At 66.5% G+C, this 13,211-nt stretch carries 12 protein-coding genes; 4 read left to right on the top strand and 8 right to left on the bottom strand.

Going from position 1 to position 13,211, the window contains the following annotated elements:
* Nucleotides 1-10 precede the first annotated feature (10 nt).
* On the bottom strand, nucleotides 11-1,093 hold the full coding sequence (locus tag ACLJRM_RS26070; RefSeq protein WP_410664522.1) for a hypothetical protein: 1,083 nt from the start codon (nucleotides 1,091-1,093) through the stop codon (nucleotides 11-13).
* A 371-nt stretch (nucleotides 1,094-1,464) separates the two neighbouring features.
* On the opposite strand from ACLJRM_RS26070, the gene ACLJRM_RS26065 reads away from it, so the two are divergent.
* Genes ACLJRM_RS26065 through ACLJRM_RS26050 form a run of 4 tightly spaced genes read left to right on the top strand, consistent with a single transcriptional unit; the run spans nucleotide 1,465 to nucleotide 4,583 of the window.
* Complete coding sequence (locus ACLJRM_RS26065) at nucleotides 1,465-1,881, top strand: hypothetical protein (RefSeq protein WP_410664521.1); 417 nt, start codon at nucleotides 1,465-1,467, stop codon at nucleotides 1,879-1,881.
* Nucleotides 1,881-2,501 carry a DUF3558 domain-containing protein gene (locus ACLJRM_RS26060; protein WP_410664520.1) on the top strand — a complete coding sequence of 207 codons (621 nt, stop codon included), beginning with the start codon at nucleotides 1,881-1,883 and terminating at the stop codon, nucleotides 2,499-2,501. Before ACLJRM_RS26065 ends, ACLJRM_RS26060 begins: the two co-directional genes overlap by 1 nt.
* The gene (locus ACLJRM_RS26055; protein WP_410664519.1) at nucleotides 2,501-3,802 is read left to right on the top strand and encodes a PPE domain-containing protein; all 1,302 of its coding nucleotides are present in this window, start codon (nucleotides 2,501-2,503) and stop codon (nucleotides 3,800-3,802) included. The genes ACLJRM_RS26060 and ACLJRM_RS26055 overlap by 1 nt, the downstream gene beginning before the upstream one ends.
* Nucleotides 3,803-3,830: 28 nt before the next feature.
* Nucleotides 3,831-4,583 (top strand): ESX secretion-associated protein EspG, encoded by a 753-nt coding sequence (locus ACLJRM_RS26050; RefSeq protein WP_410664518.1) that lies wholly within the window; start codon nucleotides 3,831-3,833, stop codon nucleotides 4,581-4,583.
* On the opposite strand, the gene ACLJRM_RS26045 is transcribed toward ACLJRM_RS26050, so the two are convergent.
* The 7 genes from ACLJRM_RS26045 to nuoL all read right to left on the bottom strand — a co-directional run bounded on the left by ACLJRM_RS26045 (nucleotide 4,580) and on the right by nuoL (nucleotide 13,201).
* Complete coding sequence (locus ACLJRM_RS26045) at nucleotides 4,580-5,329, bottom strand: helix-turn-helix domain-containing protein (RefSeq protein WP_410664517.1); 750 nt, start codon at nucleotides 5,327-5,329, stop codon at nucleotides 4,580-4,582. The genes ACLJRM_RS26050 and ACLJRM_RS26045 overlap by 4 nt on opposite strands.
* A gap of 137 nt (nucleotides 5,330-5,466) precedes the next feature.
* Nucleotides 5,467-6,075 carry a hypothetical protein gene (locus ACLJRM_RS26040; RefSeq protein WP_410664516.1) on the bottom strand — a complete coding sequence of 203 codons (609 nt, stop codon included), beginning with the start codon at nucleotides 6,073-6,075 and terminating at the stop codon, nucleotides 5,467-5,469.
* A 32-nt stretch (nucleotides 6,076-6,107) separates the two neighbouring features.
* A complete protein-coding gene (locus ACLJRM_RS26035; RefSeq protein ID WP_410664515.1) occupies nucleotides 6,108-7,727 on the bottom strand; it encodes an alpha/beta hydrolase in 1,620 nt (539 codons plus the stop codon).
* The gene (locus ACLJRM_RS26030) at nucleotides 7,727-8,047 is read right to left on the bottom strand and encodes a hypothetical protein (RefSeq protein ID WP_101612057.1); all 321 of its coding nucleotides are present in this window, start codon (nucleotides 8,045-8,047) and stop codon (nucleotides 7,727-7,729) included. Before ACLJRM_RS26030 ends, ACLJRM_RS26035 begins: the two co-directional genes overlap by 1 nt.
* 136 nt (nucleotides 8,048-8,183) lie before the next feature.
* The gene (nuoN, locus tag ACLJRM_RS26025; RefSeq protein ID WP_101612056.1) at nucleotides 8,184-9,749 is read right to left on the bottom strand and encodes an NADH-quinone oxidoreductase subunit NuoN; all 1,566 of its coding nucleotides are present in this window, start codon (nucleotides 9,747-9,749) and stop codon (nucleotides 8,184-8,186) included.
* Nucleotides 9,750-9,752: 3 nt separating this feature from the next.
* Nucleotides 9,753-11,303, bottom strand: a complete 1,551-nt coding sequence (locus ACLJRM_RS26020) for an NADH-quinone oxidoreductase subunit M (RefSeq protein ID WP_101612055.1) — start codon at nucleotides 11,301-11,303, stop codon at nucleotides 9,753-9,755.
* The gene (nuoL, locus tag ACLJRM_RS26015) at nucleotides 11,303-13,201 is read right to left on the bottom strand and encodes an NADH-quinone oxidoreductase subunit L (protein WP_410664514.1); all 1,899 of its coding nucleotides are present in this window, start codon (nucleotides 13,199-13,201) and stop codon (nucleotides 11,303-11,305) included. The genes ACLJRM_RS26020 and nuoL overlap by 1 nt, the downstream gene beginning before the upstream one ends.
* Between the last annotated feature and the right edge of the window lie 10 nt (nucleotides 13,202-13,211).

Below are 13,211 nucleotides of genomic sequence, written 5' to 3'. Positions count from 1 at the left end.
GGCGCGGACGTCACCTGGTCGTCCGAAAGTGGGTCGCCATCGCCAGTTCCATCACAGCGTGTGCCTTGGCGACGTCCACGGCGGTGACCGTCTTCGACCGGTCCCAGTCGTCGATCCCGCGTTCTCGTTCAGGTGTGATCGTCAGCCGGACGTGCCCACGTGAGTCGAGGTTGCCGAGCGGCGAGACGTAAAGGGAGAACTCGCGGTCGTCCGTCGAGCGGAACGTGACGCCAGGGTTTCCGCTGAACGTGACCTTCCGATGATCCACCCAGGTCTTCTTCGGATCGGCGAGCCACATCCCCGGTGGGTCCCCGAGCCCGGTCGCCCCCGCTTCGATCTGGAGTCGATGCCGCGGTTCGACGAAGTAGCAGGAGCCCGGCGTGGCGATCGGCTCGAACTCCGGCCCGAAGGTCTTCTTGACCGCGTCGCGGAACACCGCGCATTCGACGTTCGGATCGGCGGCACCGGCGGCGAGGACCGACTCGGTGCCGGTGGGCACCTGGGCGCCGACCGCCGGATCGCAGTTCTCGCCCTTGCTGGTGACGACCCAGTCGGCGCAGGCCCCGACGCGGCCGCTGTCCTGACCGCCCGGCGGATAGACGAGGTCGCGGGGAAGCTTCGCGGCACCGGCGGTGGCGAAATCTCGGAGGAGTCCGCAGTCCTTGCCACGGCTGCCACTGCCGATCTCGAATCCGATGGCCCGCTCGAAACTGACCGGAACCGTGATCGCGCACCCACTGATCCCGCCTTGCCTGCGCGTTTCGACCTGGTAGGCCTTCACTCCGCCCAAGTCGATGGCGGCTCCGTCGACCCGGCGAAGAACAAGGTGGCTCGGCTCCACATCGCGGACTTCGACGAGGTCGTAGCCGCCGCGGAACAACGTGCATCGCTTCCTGCCGTCCTTGACCTCCGTTTTCCGCTCGACCGGGCGGGTGTCACCTCCCCTCCTGCGCTCGTAGGCGGCCTGGTCGATCAGTGGACAGAAATCGAGTGCGGCCAGCGCCGCATCGACGACCTGTTCGTCGCGGTCGGCGGGGCGGGGCTGTTTCGGATGCCATTTCGGAAACTGCGGTGGCGGAGGGGGTGTATCCACGGAATCCGTACAAGCCGTCAACAGGCCGACGAGTACTGCGCCGAGAATCACTCTTCGGAACTTCATTACGCAGAGTATGCGAAGTCAGCGTGTCGACTACCAGGTAGAACCCTGTTCCCCGAGTCACATTCACACGAATGGTTTTCACGGATAGTCACCAGGGTCACTGACGCTATTCAGTGGGGAGCGAGACTTTATGCGGACGGGTTCCCCGCCTAGGGAACCCTGGTAATCTTCCCGGCGTCGGATTACGCAGGGTGCATCGGGGAGACGCGCCTTGTAGCCACGGGAGGGGCACATGACGACGGTGACTTCGGGGCGGCTTCGCCCATTCAGCGGGGATCGATTCGCGGTGCCAGGGGTGCATGGCCATGCCTGAGGGGGCACCTGTCTACCAACCGGGGTTCAACCCGGACTCGATCTGCAAAGCTCCGCCGACCGGCGGTTCCTATGGGACGCCGGTCGCAGAGGGTGCGGGGTTCAAGTACGACGAGGCGACCCTTCACGAACTGGTGAAGGAGTGGAACGCCCTGGCCAACGAGTATGCAGACGATCTCGACCAGGCGAGAGCTATCGCTGTGGCTCGGCCCCCTGGGCGGGAGTACGCCAGCGGGGGCAACGCTGAAATCACCCAAAAGTCAGGCGCCGCACTTGAAGATGCGCTCAGGCATCGCATTGCCTACTGCAAAGGTATGGCTAGCAAGTACCTGACCGCGCTCGGCAAGTACGCCACCGCTGAGGACCACGCCAAAACAGTCATCAACCAGCTGCCGGAGGGCATCGCCTGATGCGACGCACCATTCTCATTCTTTGCGCGACCGCCCTCGCGCTCTCCGCGTGCTCGACTCCCACCACCAACGGCACAGCCACGCCTACTAATGGCGGAACAAGCCCGAGCCCTTCGAACTCGGCCAGTCCGACTACTGACGTCCCCAAGGTCCGCGACCCGATCGAACTCGCACAGATCAAGCGAACACCTTGCAATGCCCTTACCGACACTCAGGCCAAACAGATCCTCGGCCCCGCGATCGAGCACGTAGAGCAGCTGGACGGCTCAGCAGGCCCAGCGTGCAGGTGGTCGGTTCCGGCCACCGCCCAGCCTCGAGTCAACGTGATCTTCAGCAATCTGCCGGACAGCGGCACAGCAAAGTTCTACGAGGCCAAAGGGACGACCTACAAGCTCCTCGAACCGCTAGCACCGATTGACGGATATCCGGTGACTGCCTACGACACCAAAGACGAACGCAAAACCGAAGGCCGCTGTTCGGTGGCGCTGGGAACTAGCGATACCCAAACTATCAGCATCTCTCTGGAACAGTCTGCGGCCAACATCGGCAAGAAGGACCCTTGCGACGCAGCCCGCGAAGCCGCGATCAGGGTCTTGGCCACCATCCGAGGGGGCAATTGATGGCCACGGAAGGACCGCTCACTGCAGCTCAGATCTACGAACAGATCACCGGAGGCGAAGGCCCCGGATCGCTGTCCGATGCTCAGCGAAGTGGTTTCAAGCTGACCCAACGACACCATGAACGTGCGCAGAGACTTACCGCGCTCGCTCAGAAGACGGCCGCAGGTTGGCAGGGCGGGGCTAGCAACGCGGCCGTGGACGCGACCAAGCCGCTCGTCGAGGCATCGATGGACGACGCCATGCACCTGGCCCGCGCCCAGAGCGCCATCACCTCGCAGATGGACGCGTTCGGATCGGCGAAGAACTCGGTCAAGCCGGTGCCGCCGGAGCAGCCCCAGCCAACAGCTCAGGACGCGCTCGACCTGATGGAAGGCAAGCCTGTCGGCTACTTCGACAAGCTCAAGGGCTACCAGGCCGACAGCCAGCACAACATCGACACCTTCGCGACCTACCACTCGGCCAGCACTTCGAACGGCGACGAGTTGCCTGCCCAGTACGCGCAGCTCACCGACCCCGGCGGCAGTGTCACCCTGGACGACGGCGGCTCCGGGAAGCCTGCGGCGAAGGGGTTCGGCGACGGCGCGGACGGGCGTGATCCCGGAATCGGCGAGCCCTATCGCGGCACGAGTGGACCAAACGGGCCGAGTGGACCGAACGGGCCGGGCGCCTATGCGCCCGGGCCAGGCCAGGGAGGCCCCGCCGACAGCGGCCCGCGGCCCGGACAAGGCCCCCAGCCGGGTCAGCACCAGCAGGACCCGGGCACACAGCACCGGCAGCCCGACGACGGCACACGCGCGAACTCGTACACGCCGCCTCAGACCACGCCGGTCGTACCGCCGGCGGCGAACCTCGACTTCGGGCCGAACGGCAGGCCGCCCACCGGCTACAACCCGCCCGGCACGTTCCCACCCGGGTACGGCCCCTTCGGTCCGGGAACAAGCGGACCGAACGGCCCCGGTCTCGCAGGTCCGGGAACCGGCGGTAAATCGCCCGGTGGACCCGGTGGCGGGTTCCGAGGCGGCACGCCAGGTGGGTCCGGGCAGCCCGGGATGGGCGGCCGAAGCGGCGCCGGGATGCCGGGTGAAGGTGCCGGTGGCCGTGGCACGGCGGGAGCGGCGGGTGCCGCCGGTCGTGGCGGGGCGAACGGGATGCCGATGGCGCCCGGCGCGGGTCGCGGGAAAGGCGAGGAAGACAAAGAGAAGAAGGCTCCGGCGTACCTCCAGAACCCGGATCCGGACGAGACCTTCGGCGGCTACACCGAGAAGCCGACGCCGCCGGTGATCGGCGAGAAGAAGAGCTAGCACCACAGTTCCCAGGGGAGGGAGACACGTGGTGCTCGCGCGCCCGGTCGAGATCACGCTCGACACCTTGTTGACCGCGTTCCGTCACGCCGGTTGCGGAGATCCGCATCTGATCTTCGCGGGCGGCCTGCGCTACATCCCGCCGTCGTCGCGAAACGGCGAAGACCGGGCGGCGTTCGAGGAGCTCGCCGGGCTCGGGTTCACCGAGGGCAAGCGGTTGACCAGTGACTTCGAGGACGTCCTGCACGTACTCGACCGGCCGAACACCGAGTACTACGCGACCGTGCGGACGGAAACCGAGCAGTACGGCGTGCTCGTCGCCGTCCGCGGGCGTGCCGCGGTGACCGCGATCTGCGAAGGAAACCGAGTGTGGCTGAAAGGCGTGCGGACCACCGACCGTGCGGCGGCCCTCGTGATGAACCTGCCCGAGTACCCGCCGGCGCGGTTCGCTCCGTTCTCCTTGCCCCAAGACGACTTCAAGCTCGACGCCGGGAACGACCTCTACGACGAACCCGAGTCACGAAGCCGGGACGCGCGTCGCTTGGACGAGGTCTTCGATCAGCCGTACTTCGGCGTCGGGTTCTTCGCCGCGGCCAAACGCCCTGACGGAGGACGCCGCATCGAGGCCATCGACGGCCTGACGTATCTGGACCTCGACGCAGGACGGGTGGCCATGCACGTGACCGGTTCGCCCCGGAACCGGTACATCACCGTCCTGCCCGGCGAACCCACGTTGCTGGCACAGAAGGTCGCCGCGTTGCGGGCGAGCCTCGACCACTAGCCGGACGGCACCAGGCTCTCGATCAGGCGCACCGATCGCGCCGAATCCAGCGCCACAGCGTTCGACCGCAGTGTCACCTGCACATAGGGCTCGACATCGGCTGGCCGATGCAGGAAGACACCCGACCGCTGGTGTTCCAGCCGCACCACCGGCGGGCCGTCCGCGAAATCGAGCAGGGCGTAGGCGCCGCTCATCCCTGGGTGGCCACCGACGTCGAAGGGAAACACCCGGAGCTCGACGGACGGCCGTTGCGCCATCGAGACGAGGTGCCGAAGCTGGTTCGCCATGATCCGCGCGCCGCCGATCTGCCGTCGCAAGGCGCCCTCATCGAGGTAGGCGATCAGTTTCTTCCGGCCCAGCACCTTCTGACGTTCCAGCCTCGCCTCCGCCGACACTTCGATCTCCGCGGTGGATGCGCCGACAGCGACCAGCGCGGCCCTCGCATAGGAGGGCGTTTGCAGCAGGCAAGGCACCATCGTCGTGCTGGACTCAATGATTCTGGTGGCCTCTTTTTCGTACTGTGCAAGGGTCTTCACCTGATACGGCACACCGCTCTGACGAGTTTCGAGCCAGTTCGGCCGGTCGACGTCGCGAGCCATCTCGAGCAGCGTCTCCCGGTGTTCTCCGGTGACTTGGTAGACCGCGAGCAAGGCAGACACCTCTTCGGCTGACGCCGAGCGCACGCCGGTTTCGATCCGGCTCAGCGTCGACTGGGACCACGCCAGTTTGTCGGCCACTTCGGTCATCGCCAGTCTGCTGGCCTTCCGCGCGACGCGGAGACACTCGGCAAGTCCTCGAGCCAGCGGCGCGGGCTTCGGTTTCGGCATCGCTCCCCTTCTCCAGGCGAGCGACCTTGCCATGTGCACGACAGCAATTCGCCTACTCAATAGGTGTCTTCGTCAGTCCAATCGGTCTGCGCGAAGTCTTCGTCGTCAACGGGCGGACGGGTCTTACGCGGCTTCTGAACCGGCGGTGTCACGGGCTGCGCAACGATTTCCTGCGCCGGTGCTTCCAGCGCAGCGGCTTCTGGCGCGGGGGTTCCATCCGGCCAGACACAGGGCGACGAGGCGATCAGATACAACTTGCCCAAGTCGTTCGCCTGCATCGCCATCCGGAAGGAATCAGTATTGTTCTCGAGCCACAGATACTCGTTGGGCCGATTGTTGTCCAGGACCCGAAAGTCATGAGTGCCCGCCCAGGCCTTCACCGCGGTGAAGTACGACGGAATGTTCTCCTTAGGCAAACCGAGGACTTCGTAGCTTCGATTCGCGACGACACGTTTGTTCGACCCGCCATCCGTCGGATCAAGGCATGGACCTTGCTCCTCGGCACGCTTCAATTCGTAACGGGCTTCGACAGGCAAAGCCTCCCGCACTCGGGTCAAGTGGTCCTCGACCCTCTGATTGGCTTGCTTGATGGTGATAGTCGGTTTCATGTCACTCCCTCCTGAGCAACCGGCCACCAGCGTGACCAGCATCGCAAATGCCGCCATTGTCATCGAGTACCGCATGGTGTCCGATCCAGTCAGGAGGTGGGCTTACCGGCGATGATCCGCCCCATGTTGATCAGTGCCCTGTTTTCAGGATCCCAGTACTTCGAATGTGCCGCTTCGTCGTATCCCTCCCACGAAGACGGTGGCGGCGCGTTCAGCTGTCCCGAAGCGAACACATCCGCGCCCTCGAAATGTTGCGGCTCTATCCCGTGGATCGGCACCAACTGGATCGGATCCTTAGGATCCACGGTCGCGTGAACACGGTCGGCGGGCAGGCCGAGTTCCTCCGCCTGGTTGACCCCGACACCAGGACTCGCGACGAAAACGATGTCGTCGACCGCCAAGTGCTCGTCACGCGCGGCGTGCCCGATGACGGTCGTACCGTAGCTGTGCCCGATCACCGTATTGTGCGACGGGGTTCCTTCGTGCGTGGCCCGCAAGCCATCCTGGAAACGGTCAAGGTCCTTCTTCGCGTTGTACGCATAGCTCTCACTCATCGCGTTCGGAACGACATCGTCCGGCGCGTCGTAACCGACCCACGAGATCACAGCTGTCGATGGTGAGCCCCCTCGCATCGCAGCTTCCACCATCCGGTCGGAGCGGATTATTTCACCGCCGATTCCCGCCAGGTCCGCGCCAGTGCCCGGAACGTAAGTGGCGACATTCACTGTCTTGTCGGGGTTACCCGCCGAAATGATCGCCTTGCCGTCTCCGTTCACGTCCAGTCCGAGCAGAAATGCCTGCTGGTCACCAGGCCCCGGATGATCGAGACGGCTTTGGATCGCCCGCAGCCCGTCCAGTTTCGCCGCGATTTCGTCGAGCTTCTCCTTACCCGCCCAGTCGCCCTGGTTCGGCGTGCGCGGATCGTTCGGGTTGGCGCGCGAAATCTCGGTCGCCTCGCTTTGCAGGCGGTCGATCTCCCGCTGCAGAACGGCGCGGTTGGCCGAGTCGCGATCGACCGCCGGGACACCGTCCAGGTTGCGGATCAGGTCCGGCGCGTTCTGCAGCAGGGCGACCTTCGCCGTGTCGGACAGGCTGTCCCACCACGCCTTGTTGTCGCTCGGCGTGCCACCTTCGGGCGGACCGATGATCGACAGTCCGCTTTGCGCGGCACCGACGTCGGCGGCTTGGGCGAGGGTGCCGACGCCCTGTTCGCTGATCTCGCCGCGCATCGCCCTGGTCATGATCGCGGCGAAATCGGCGTCCACGTCCGTCGCCCGGCGCAGGATCTGCTCGACCTTGTCCGCGATCTCCGTTTGAACCCGGTGACGGATCGCCAGCACCTCCGGCGCGAGCGGCGGCTGACCGGGGATCGGCACCACACAACCGTCACCGATCGTCAGCCCGTGACGATAGGTGAGGTCTTCGGTCTCCCGGACGAACGCGCTGATCCGCTCGAGCGCGATCTGCACCTCATGGGCACCTCGGCGGACGGCCGATGCCTGCGCGACCAACTGTTCCGCGGTGGTGATCAGCGAGTTTCCCCGCGTCGAAGCGGCGACGGACGCGTCGCCGGTCCAGCCGTCGAACCGCGCCATCGCTTCGACGTCGTCGTTCGCGCCGATGATCCGGGTGCACCACGCGTTGAGGTCGTCGGCGACCCGCCCCACCGCGGCCGGATCCCATCGTCGGACGTCGGCCCACGTGACCATCAGACCGGCCTCCGCCCACCGCCGGGGGCCATCGGACGCAGGTCGTGGACGGCGGACTGTTCGTTCGACCGGTATCGCGCCGCGGCCTGGTCCAGCTGGGCCGAGTAGGCATCGACGTTCTCGACCCACGTCGGCACCGCGCGGCCCCAGGCGTCGGCGAGCAGCCTGGCCGCTTCACCGGAGACACCGCCGGGCAGTCCTGCCGCGACGCCGGTCAATCCCGCCGCGAGATCTGTCGGCCGGACCACCTCGGCCGCGCGCTTCGCCGCACCGGCCGAAGACTCGATCGCCGTCAAGACGACCTCATACCCGCCTGACATCGCACCCCTCCCCAAGCGTGACAACGTGACCACACTATGACGCGCGAAGCGTGCTCGCGGACCCCTCACCGGGCAACTACCCACATACGCGTGAAGGCCCCCTCACAAGAGCGAGGGGGCCTTCACGCGCGAAGAACTACTTGAGGGCGAAGCCGCCCGAGGCCGCCCAGTCGAGGGCGAACGCCGGGATCAGGCCGAGCACCAGCGTGACGATGACGCCGAGCGTGATCGCCGTCGTGGTGAACGCGCCGGGCACGGTGACGGTCGGGCCGTCGGGGGCCGGCTCGGAGAAGTACATCAGCACGATCACCCGCAGGTAGAAGAACGCGGCGACGGCGCTGAAGATCAGGGCGATGACGACCAGCGGCGCCATCCCGTCGGACAGGGCCGCCGAGAACACCACGAACTTGCCGACGAAACCACTGGTCAGCGGGATACCGGCCAGGGCGAGCAGCAGGAAGGTGAACACGCCCGCCAGCACCGGAGACCGTTTCGCCAAGCCCGCCCACGCGGACAGGTGCGTCGCCTCGCCGTTCGAGTCCCGCACCAGCGAGACGACACCGAACGCGGCGAGCGTGGTGAAGCCGTAGGCCAGCAGGTAGAACAGCGTGCTCGACAGGCCTTCCTCGGTCATCGTGATCGCACCGATGAGCAGGAAGCCGGCGTGCGCGATGGACGAGTAGGCGATCATGCGCTTCACGTCGGTCTGCGTGAGGCCCAGCACCGCGCCGATCAGCATCGAGATGATCGCGACGCCCCAGAGCACGCCGCGCCATTCCCAGCTGGTCGATTCGAACGCCACCGAGAACACCCGCAGGATCCCGCCGAACGCGGCGACCTTGGTGCAGGCGCCCATGAACGCGGTGACCGGGGTCGGCGCGCCCTGGTAGACGTCCGGGGTCCAGGTGTGGAACGGGCCGACCGAGCCCTTGAACAGCAGGCCGACAGCGAGCAGGCCGAGCCCGGCGAACAGCAGTGTGTCCGAACGGTCCGAACCGGCGGCGGCGTTGGCGATGTCCGACAGCTGCACGGAGTTCGCGTAGCCGTAGAGCAGCGCGAGACCGTAGAGGAAGAACGCCGACGAGAACGCGCCGAGCAGGAAGTACTTGACCGCGGATTCCTGCGAGAGCAGGCGACGCCGCCGCGCCAGACCGCACATCAGGTACAGCGGCAGGCTCAGCACTTCGAGCGCGATGAACATGGTCAGCAGGTCGTTGGCCGCGACGAACGCCATCATGCCGCCGAGCGCGAACAGCGTCAGCGGGAAGACCTCGGTCTGCATGCCGGTGGTGCCGACCTGCGCGCGGTCCTGGACGGTGCCCGGGCGGATACCGGCCTGTGCGACGAACGCGCCGCCCGGTTCGACCGAGCGGTCCGCGATCAGCAGCAGCGCGCCGAGCGCCAGCGCCAACAGGGTGCCCCACAGGAACAGCGACGGCCGGTCGACGGCGATCGCGCCGCTGAAGGTCGTGACACCGCCCTCCGGCGCGGACGAGCTGGCGTACCAGGCCAGGAAGACACCCGCCGCCCCGATCCCGAGCAGGGAGAGGAAGACCTGCGACGGCCACCGCATGTGCTTGGGCAGGAAGGCTTCGAACAGCACGCTGACACACGCCGCGCCGAGGATGATCAAGATCGGCGTGACGGCGAAGTAGTCGATCGACGGCACCTTCACCGGTGGCGCCTGAGTCAAGAAGAGCACTGTTTACTTGCCTCCCTGTACGGACGACATCGTCGCCTGCACCGACGGGGTGATCGTGTCGAGCACCGGCTTGGGGTAGAACCCGAGCGCGATGATCAGCACCACCATCGGCGCCAGGATCGCGATCTCCTTGCCGCCGAGGTCCTTGATGGCCTTGGTCGCGCCCAGTTCGGGCGCGATAGCCGTGCCCGGGCCCCCACCGGCGCCCATCAGGGCGTCACCGCGGACGGGGCCCTGCATGACGCGCTGGTAGAGCCAGAGCACGTACGCCGCGGCCAGCACCATGCCGACCGTCGCGATGATCGTGTACACCGGATAGTCCACAAAGGATCCCAGCAGCACCAGGAACTCACTGATGAAGGAGTTCGTGCCCGGCAGGGACAACGTGGACAGACCGGCGATGAGCAGCATCCCGCCGAGCAGCGGGGTCACCTTCGCCATGCCGCCGTAGTCGGAGATCTTGGTGGATCCGCCGCGCATCACGATGAGCCCGACGACCACGATCAGCATTCCGGTGGCGAGGCTGTGGTTGAGCATGTACGACACCGAGCCGACCATCGCCTGCTCGTTGAAGGTGAAGATGCCCAGCGCGATGAACCCGAAGTGGGCGATCGACACGTAGGCGATGAACCGCTTCATGTCGCGTTGCCCGGCGGCGAGGATCGAGCCGTAGAGGACACCCGCGACGGCGAGCACCAGCACCCACGGCGCGAGTTCCTTGCTGGCCTCCGGGAACATCGGGAGGCAGTAGCGCAGGAACCCGAACGTGCCGACCTTGTCCAGCACGCCGACCAGCAGCACCGCGACGCCGATGGGCGCCTGGCCCGCGGCGTCCGGCAGCCAGGTGTGGAACGGCACCAAAGGGGCCTTGATCGCGAACGCCAGGAAGAACCCGAGGAACAGCCAGATCTGGGTGCCCGTCGGCGCGTCGCGGACGACCGTGACGAGCGTTTCCCAGTCGAAGGTGCCCTTGCCGAGTTCGTCCGACGCCATCGAGTACGCCCCGATGGCCGAGGCCAGCATGATCAGGCCGCCGAGGAACGAGTACAGGAAGAACTTGACCGCCGCGTACTGCCGGTTCGCGCCGCCGTAGCCGCCGATCAGGAAGTACATCGGGATCAGCATGATCTCGAACAGCACGTAGAACAGGAAGACGTCGGTCGCGGCGAACACCGCGATGGTCAGCGACTGCTGCACCAGGATCAGCGAGAGGTACCCGCCCGCCGAGCGCCCGGCCGGGAGCTTGTCGGTCAGGCCGAGCGAGCCGACCACGATCGGCACCAGCAGCCCGATGACCGCGATCATCACCAGCGCGATGCCGTCGATGCCGAACGAGATGTGGATGCCGAAGTTCGGGATCCAGTCCATCGAGGACTTCTGCTGGATCCGGTCCCCCGTCGGCGAGTAGCTCGCCCACAGCGGGATCACCAGCAGGAACGTCAGGATGGACACGCCGAGCGCGGTGAGCGTCGCCAGGCGATCGTTCTTCTTCAACCCCGCCACGACCGCCGCGCCTACCAGCGGCACCAGGATGGTTGCCAGGAGCCAAGTCATCAGGAGAACCTCACCAGCAGGAGTGCCGCCAGAAGCAGGAATGTGCCGCCCAGCATGGACAGTGCGTAGGAGCGGACGAAGCCGGTCTGCAGGCGGCGCAGGCGCCCGGATCCGCCGCCGAGCGCGGCGGCGAGGCCGTTGACCGCGCCGTCGACCCCGCGGTTGTCCACGTAGACCAGCGCGCGGGCGAGCCAGGTGCCCGGACGGGCGACCAGCGTCTCGTTCAGGGTGTTGCCGTAGAGGTCGTTGCGCGCGGCCTTGACCACGGCGGAGACCCGCTCGGGGCGTTCCACCGGAACGTCCTTGCGACCGACGAAGAGCCACGCGGCCACCGCACCGAGCACGGACAGCGCCACGGTGAGGAACGGGACCAGCAGGTGCGGGATGACACTGTGGCCACCCTCTTCGAGCGGTCCGACCACCGGCGAGAGCCATTCGGCGAACCGGTCGCCGAGGGCGAAGAACGCGCCGGCGCCGATCGAACCGACGGCCAGGATGATCATCGGCCACTTCATCACCGCTGGGGACTCGTGCGGGTGGAAGTCGCGGCCGTCGCTGCTCTTGATCTCCTTCCAGCGTTCCTTGCCGAAGAAGGTCATCACCATCAGGCGCGTCATGTAGAACGCGGTGAGCCCGGCGCCGAGCAGTGCCGCGCCGCCCATCACCCAGCCGCGCCAGCCGCCCTGGGACAGGGCCGCTTCGATGATCGCGTCCTTGGTGAAGAAGCCGGAAAGCGGCGGGATGCCGATCAGGGCGAGGTAGCCGAGGGCGAAGGTCCAGAAGGTGACCGGCAGGTGCTTGCGCAGCCCGCCGAACTTCCGCATGTCGACCTCGTCGTTCATGGCGTGCATGACCGAACCGGCCCCGAGGAACAGCCCGGCCTTGAAGAAACCGTGCGCCACCAGGTGCATGATGCCGAGCGCGTAGGCGATCGGCCCGAGGCCGACGGCGAGCATCATGTAGCCGATCTGGCTGACCGTGGAGTACGCCAGGACCTTCTTGATGTCGTCGTAGGCGCAGCCGATGATGCACCCGATCAGCAGCGTGACCGTACCGACGAGGGTGACGATCAGGCGGCCGTCCGGAGTGGCGTTGAAGATCTCGTGCGCGCGGGCGACCAGGTAGACGCCGGCGGTGACCATCGTCGCCGCGTGGATGAGGGCCGAGACCGGGGTCGGGCCCTCCATCGCGTCGGGAAGCCAGGCCTGCAGCGGGAACTGACCGGATTTACCGCAGGCGCCCAGCAGCAGCAGGATCGCGATCGCGGTGACCGCGCCGGTCGGGATCTGGCCGACGGCGCCGAAGACCTCGGCGTAGCCGGTGCTCCCGACGTACTTGAACATCAGGAAGATCGCCAGCGCGAGCCCGACGTCGCCGACGCGGTTCATCAGGAACGCCTTCTTCGCCGCGGTGGCCGCGGACGGGCGGTCCTGGTACCAGCCGATGAGCAGGTACGACGCGAGGCCGACACCCTCCCAGCCGAGGTACAGCGTCACGAAGCTGTTGCCCAGCACCAGGATCAGCATCGAGGCGACGAACAGGTTGAGGTACGCGAAGAACCTCGACCGGTCGCGGTCCTCGGCCATGTAGCCGATCGAGTAGAAGTGGATCAGCATGCCGACGCCGGTGATCAGCAGGACGAAGGTCAGCGAAAGCGCGTCGATCCGGAGTCCGAAGTCGACCTGCAGCGCCGAGACCGGGATCCACGAGAACAGCTTGACGTCCGCGATGTTCTTCGTGTCGGCCGCGAAGAAGAGGATCAGGCCGTACACAAAGGACAGTGAGACGGTCGCGCTGCCGAGGAGGTGCCCCCAGGGACGAGCGCGTTTACCGGCCAGCAGGAGAACAAGGGCGCCGAGGGCAGGGAAGGCCACCAGCAGCCACGATGATGCGGTCACTTTCGGTGCT

Origin of the sequence: Amycolatopsis sp. lyj-84, from assembly GCF_046549075.1 — a bacterium.
In the GTDB taxonomy this organism is placed as follows: domain Bacteria; phylum Actinomycetota; class Actinomycetes; order Mycobacteriales; family Pseudonocardiaceae; genus Amycolatopsis.
The sequence above is the reverse complement of the archived record's forward strand: the minus strand, read 5'-3'. Positions and strand labels throughout refer to the sequence as shown.

Bases quoted from the DNA above. Each gene is read 5' to 3' on its own strand.
- ACLJRM_RS26065 (WP_410664521.1), top strand. From the start codon at position 1,465: ATGCCTGAGGGGGCACCTGTCTACCAACCGGGGTTCAACCCGGACTCG.
- ACLJRM_RS26060 (WP_410664520.1), top strand. From the start codon at position 1,881: ATGCGACGCACCATTCTCATTCTTTGCGCGACCGCCCTCGCGCTCTCC.
- ACLJRM_RS26055 (WP_410664519.1), top strand. From the start codon at position 2,501: ATGGCCACGGAAGGACCGCTCACTGCAGCTCAGATCTACGAACAGATC.
- ACLJRM_RS26045 (WP_410664517.1), bottom strand. From the start codon at position 5,329: ATGACCGAAGTGGCCGACAAACTGGCGTGGTCCCAGTCGACGCTGAGC.
- ACLJRM_RS26040 (WP_410664516.1), bottom strand. From the start codon at position 6,075: ATGGCGGCATTTGCGATGCTGGTCACGCTGGTGGCCGGTTGCTCAGGA.
- ACLJRM_RS26035 (WP_410664515.1), bottom strand. From the start codon at position 7,727: ATGGTCACGTGGGCCGACGTCCGACGATGGGATCCGGCCGCGGTGGGG.
- ACLJRM_RS26030 (WP_101612057.1), bottom strand. From the start codon at position 8,047: ATGTCAGGCGGGTATGAGGTCGTCTTGACGGCGATCGAGTCTTCGGCC.
- ACLJRM_RS26020 (WP_101612055.1), bottom strand. From the start codon at position 11,303: ATGACTTGGCTCCTGGCAACCATCCTGGTGCCGCTGGTAGGCGCGGCG.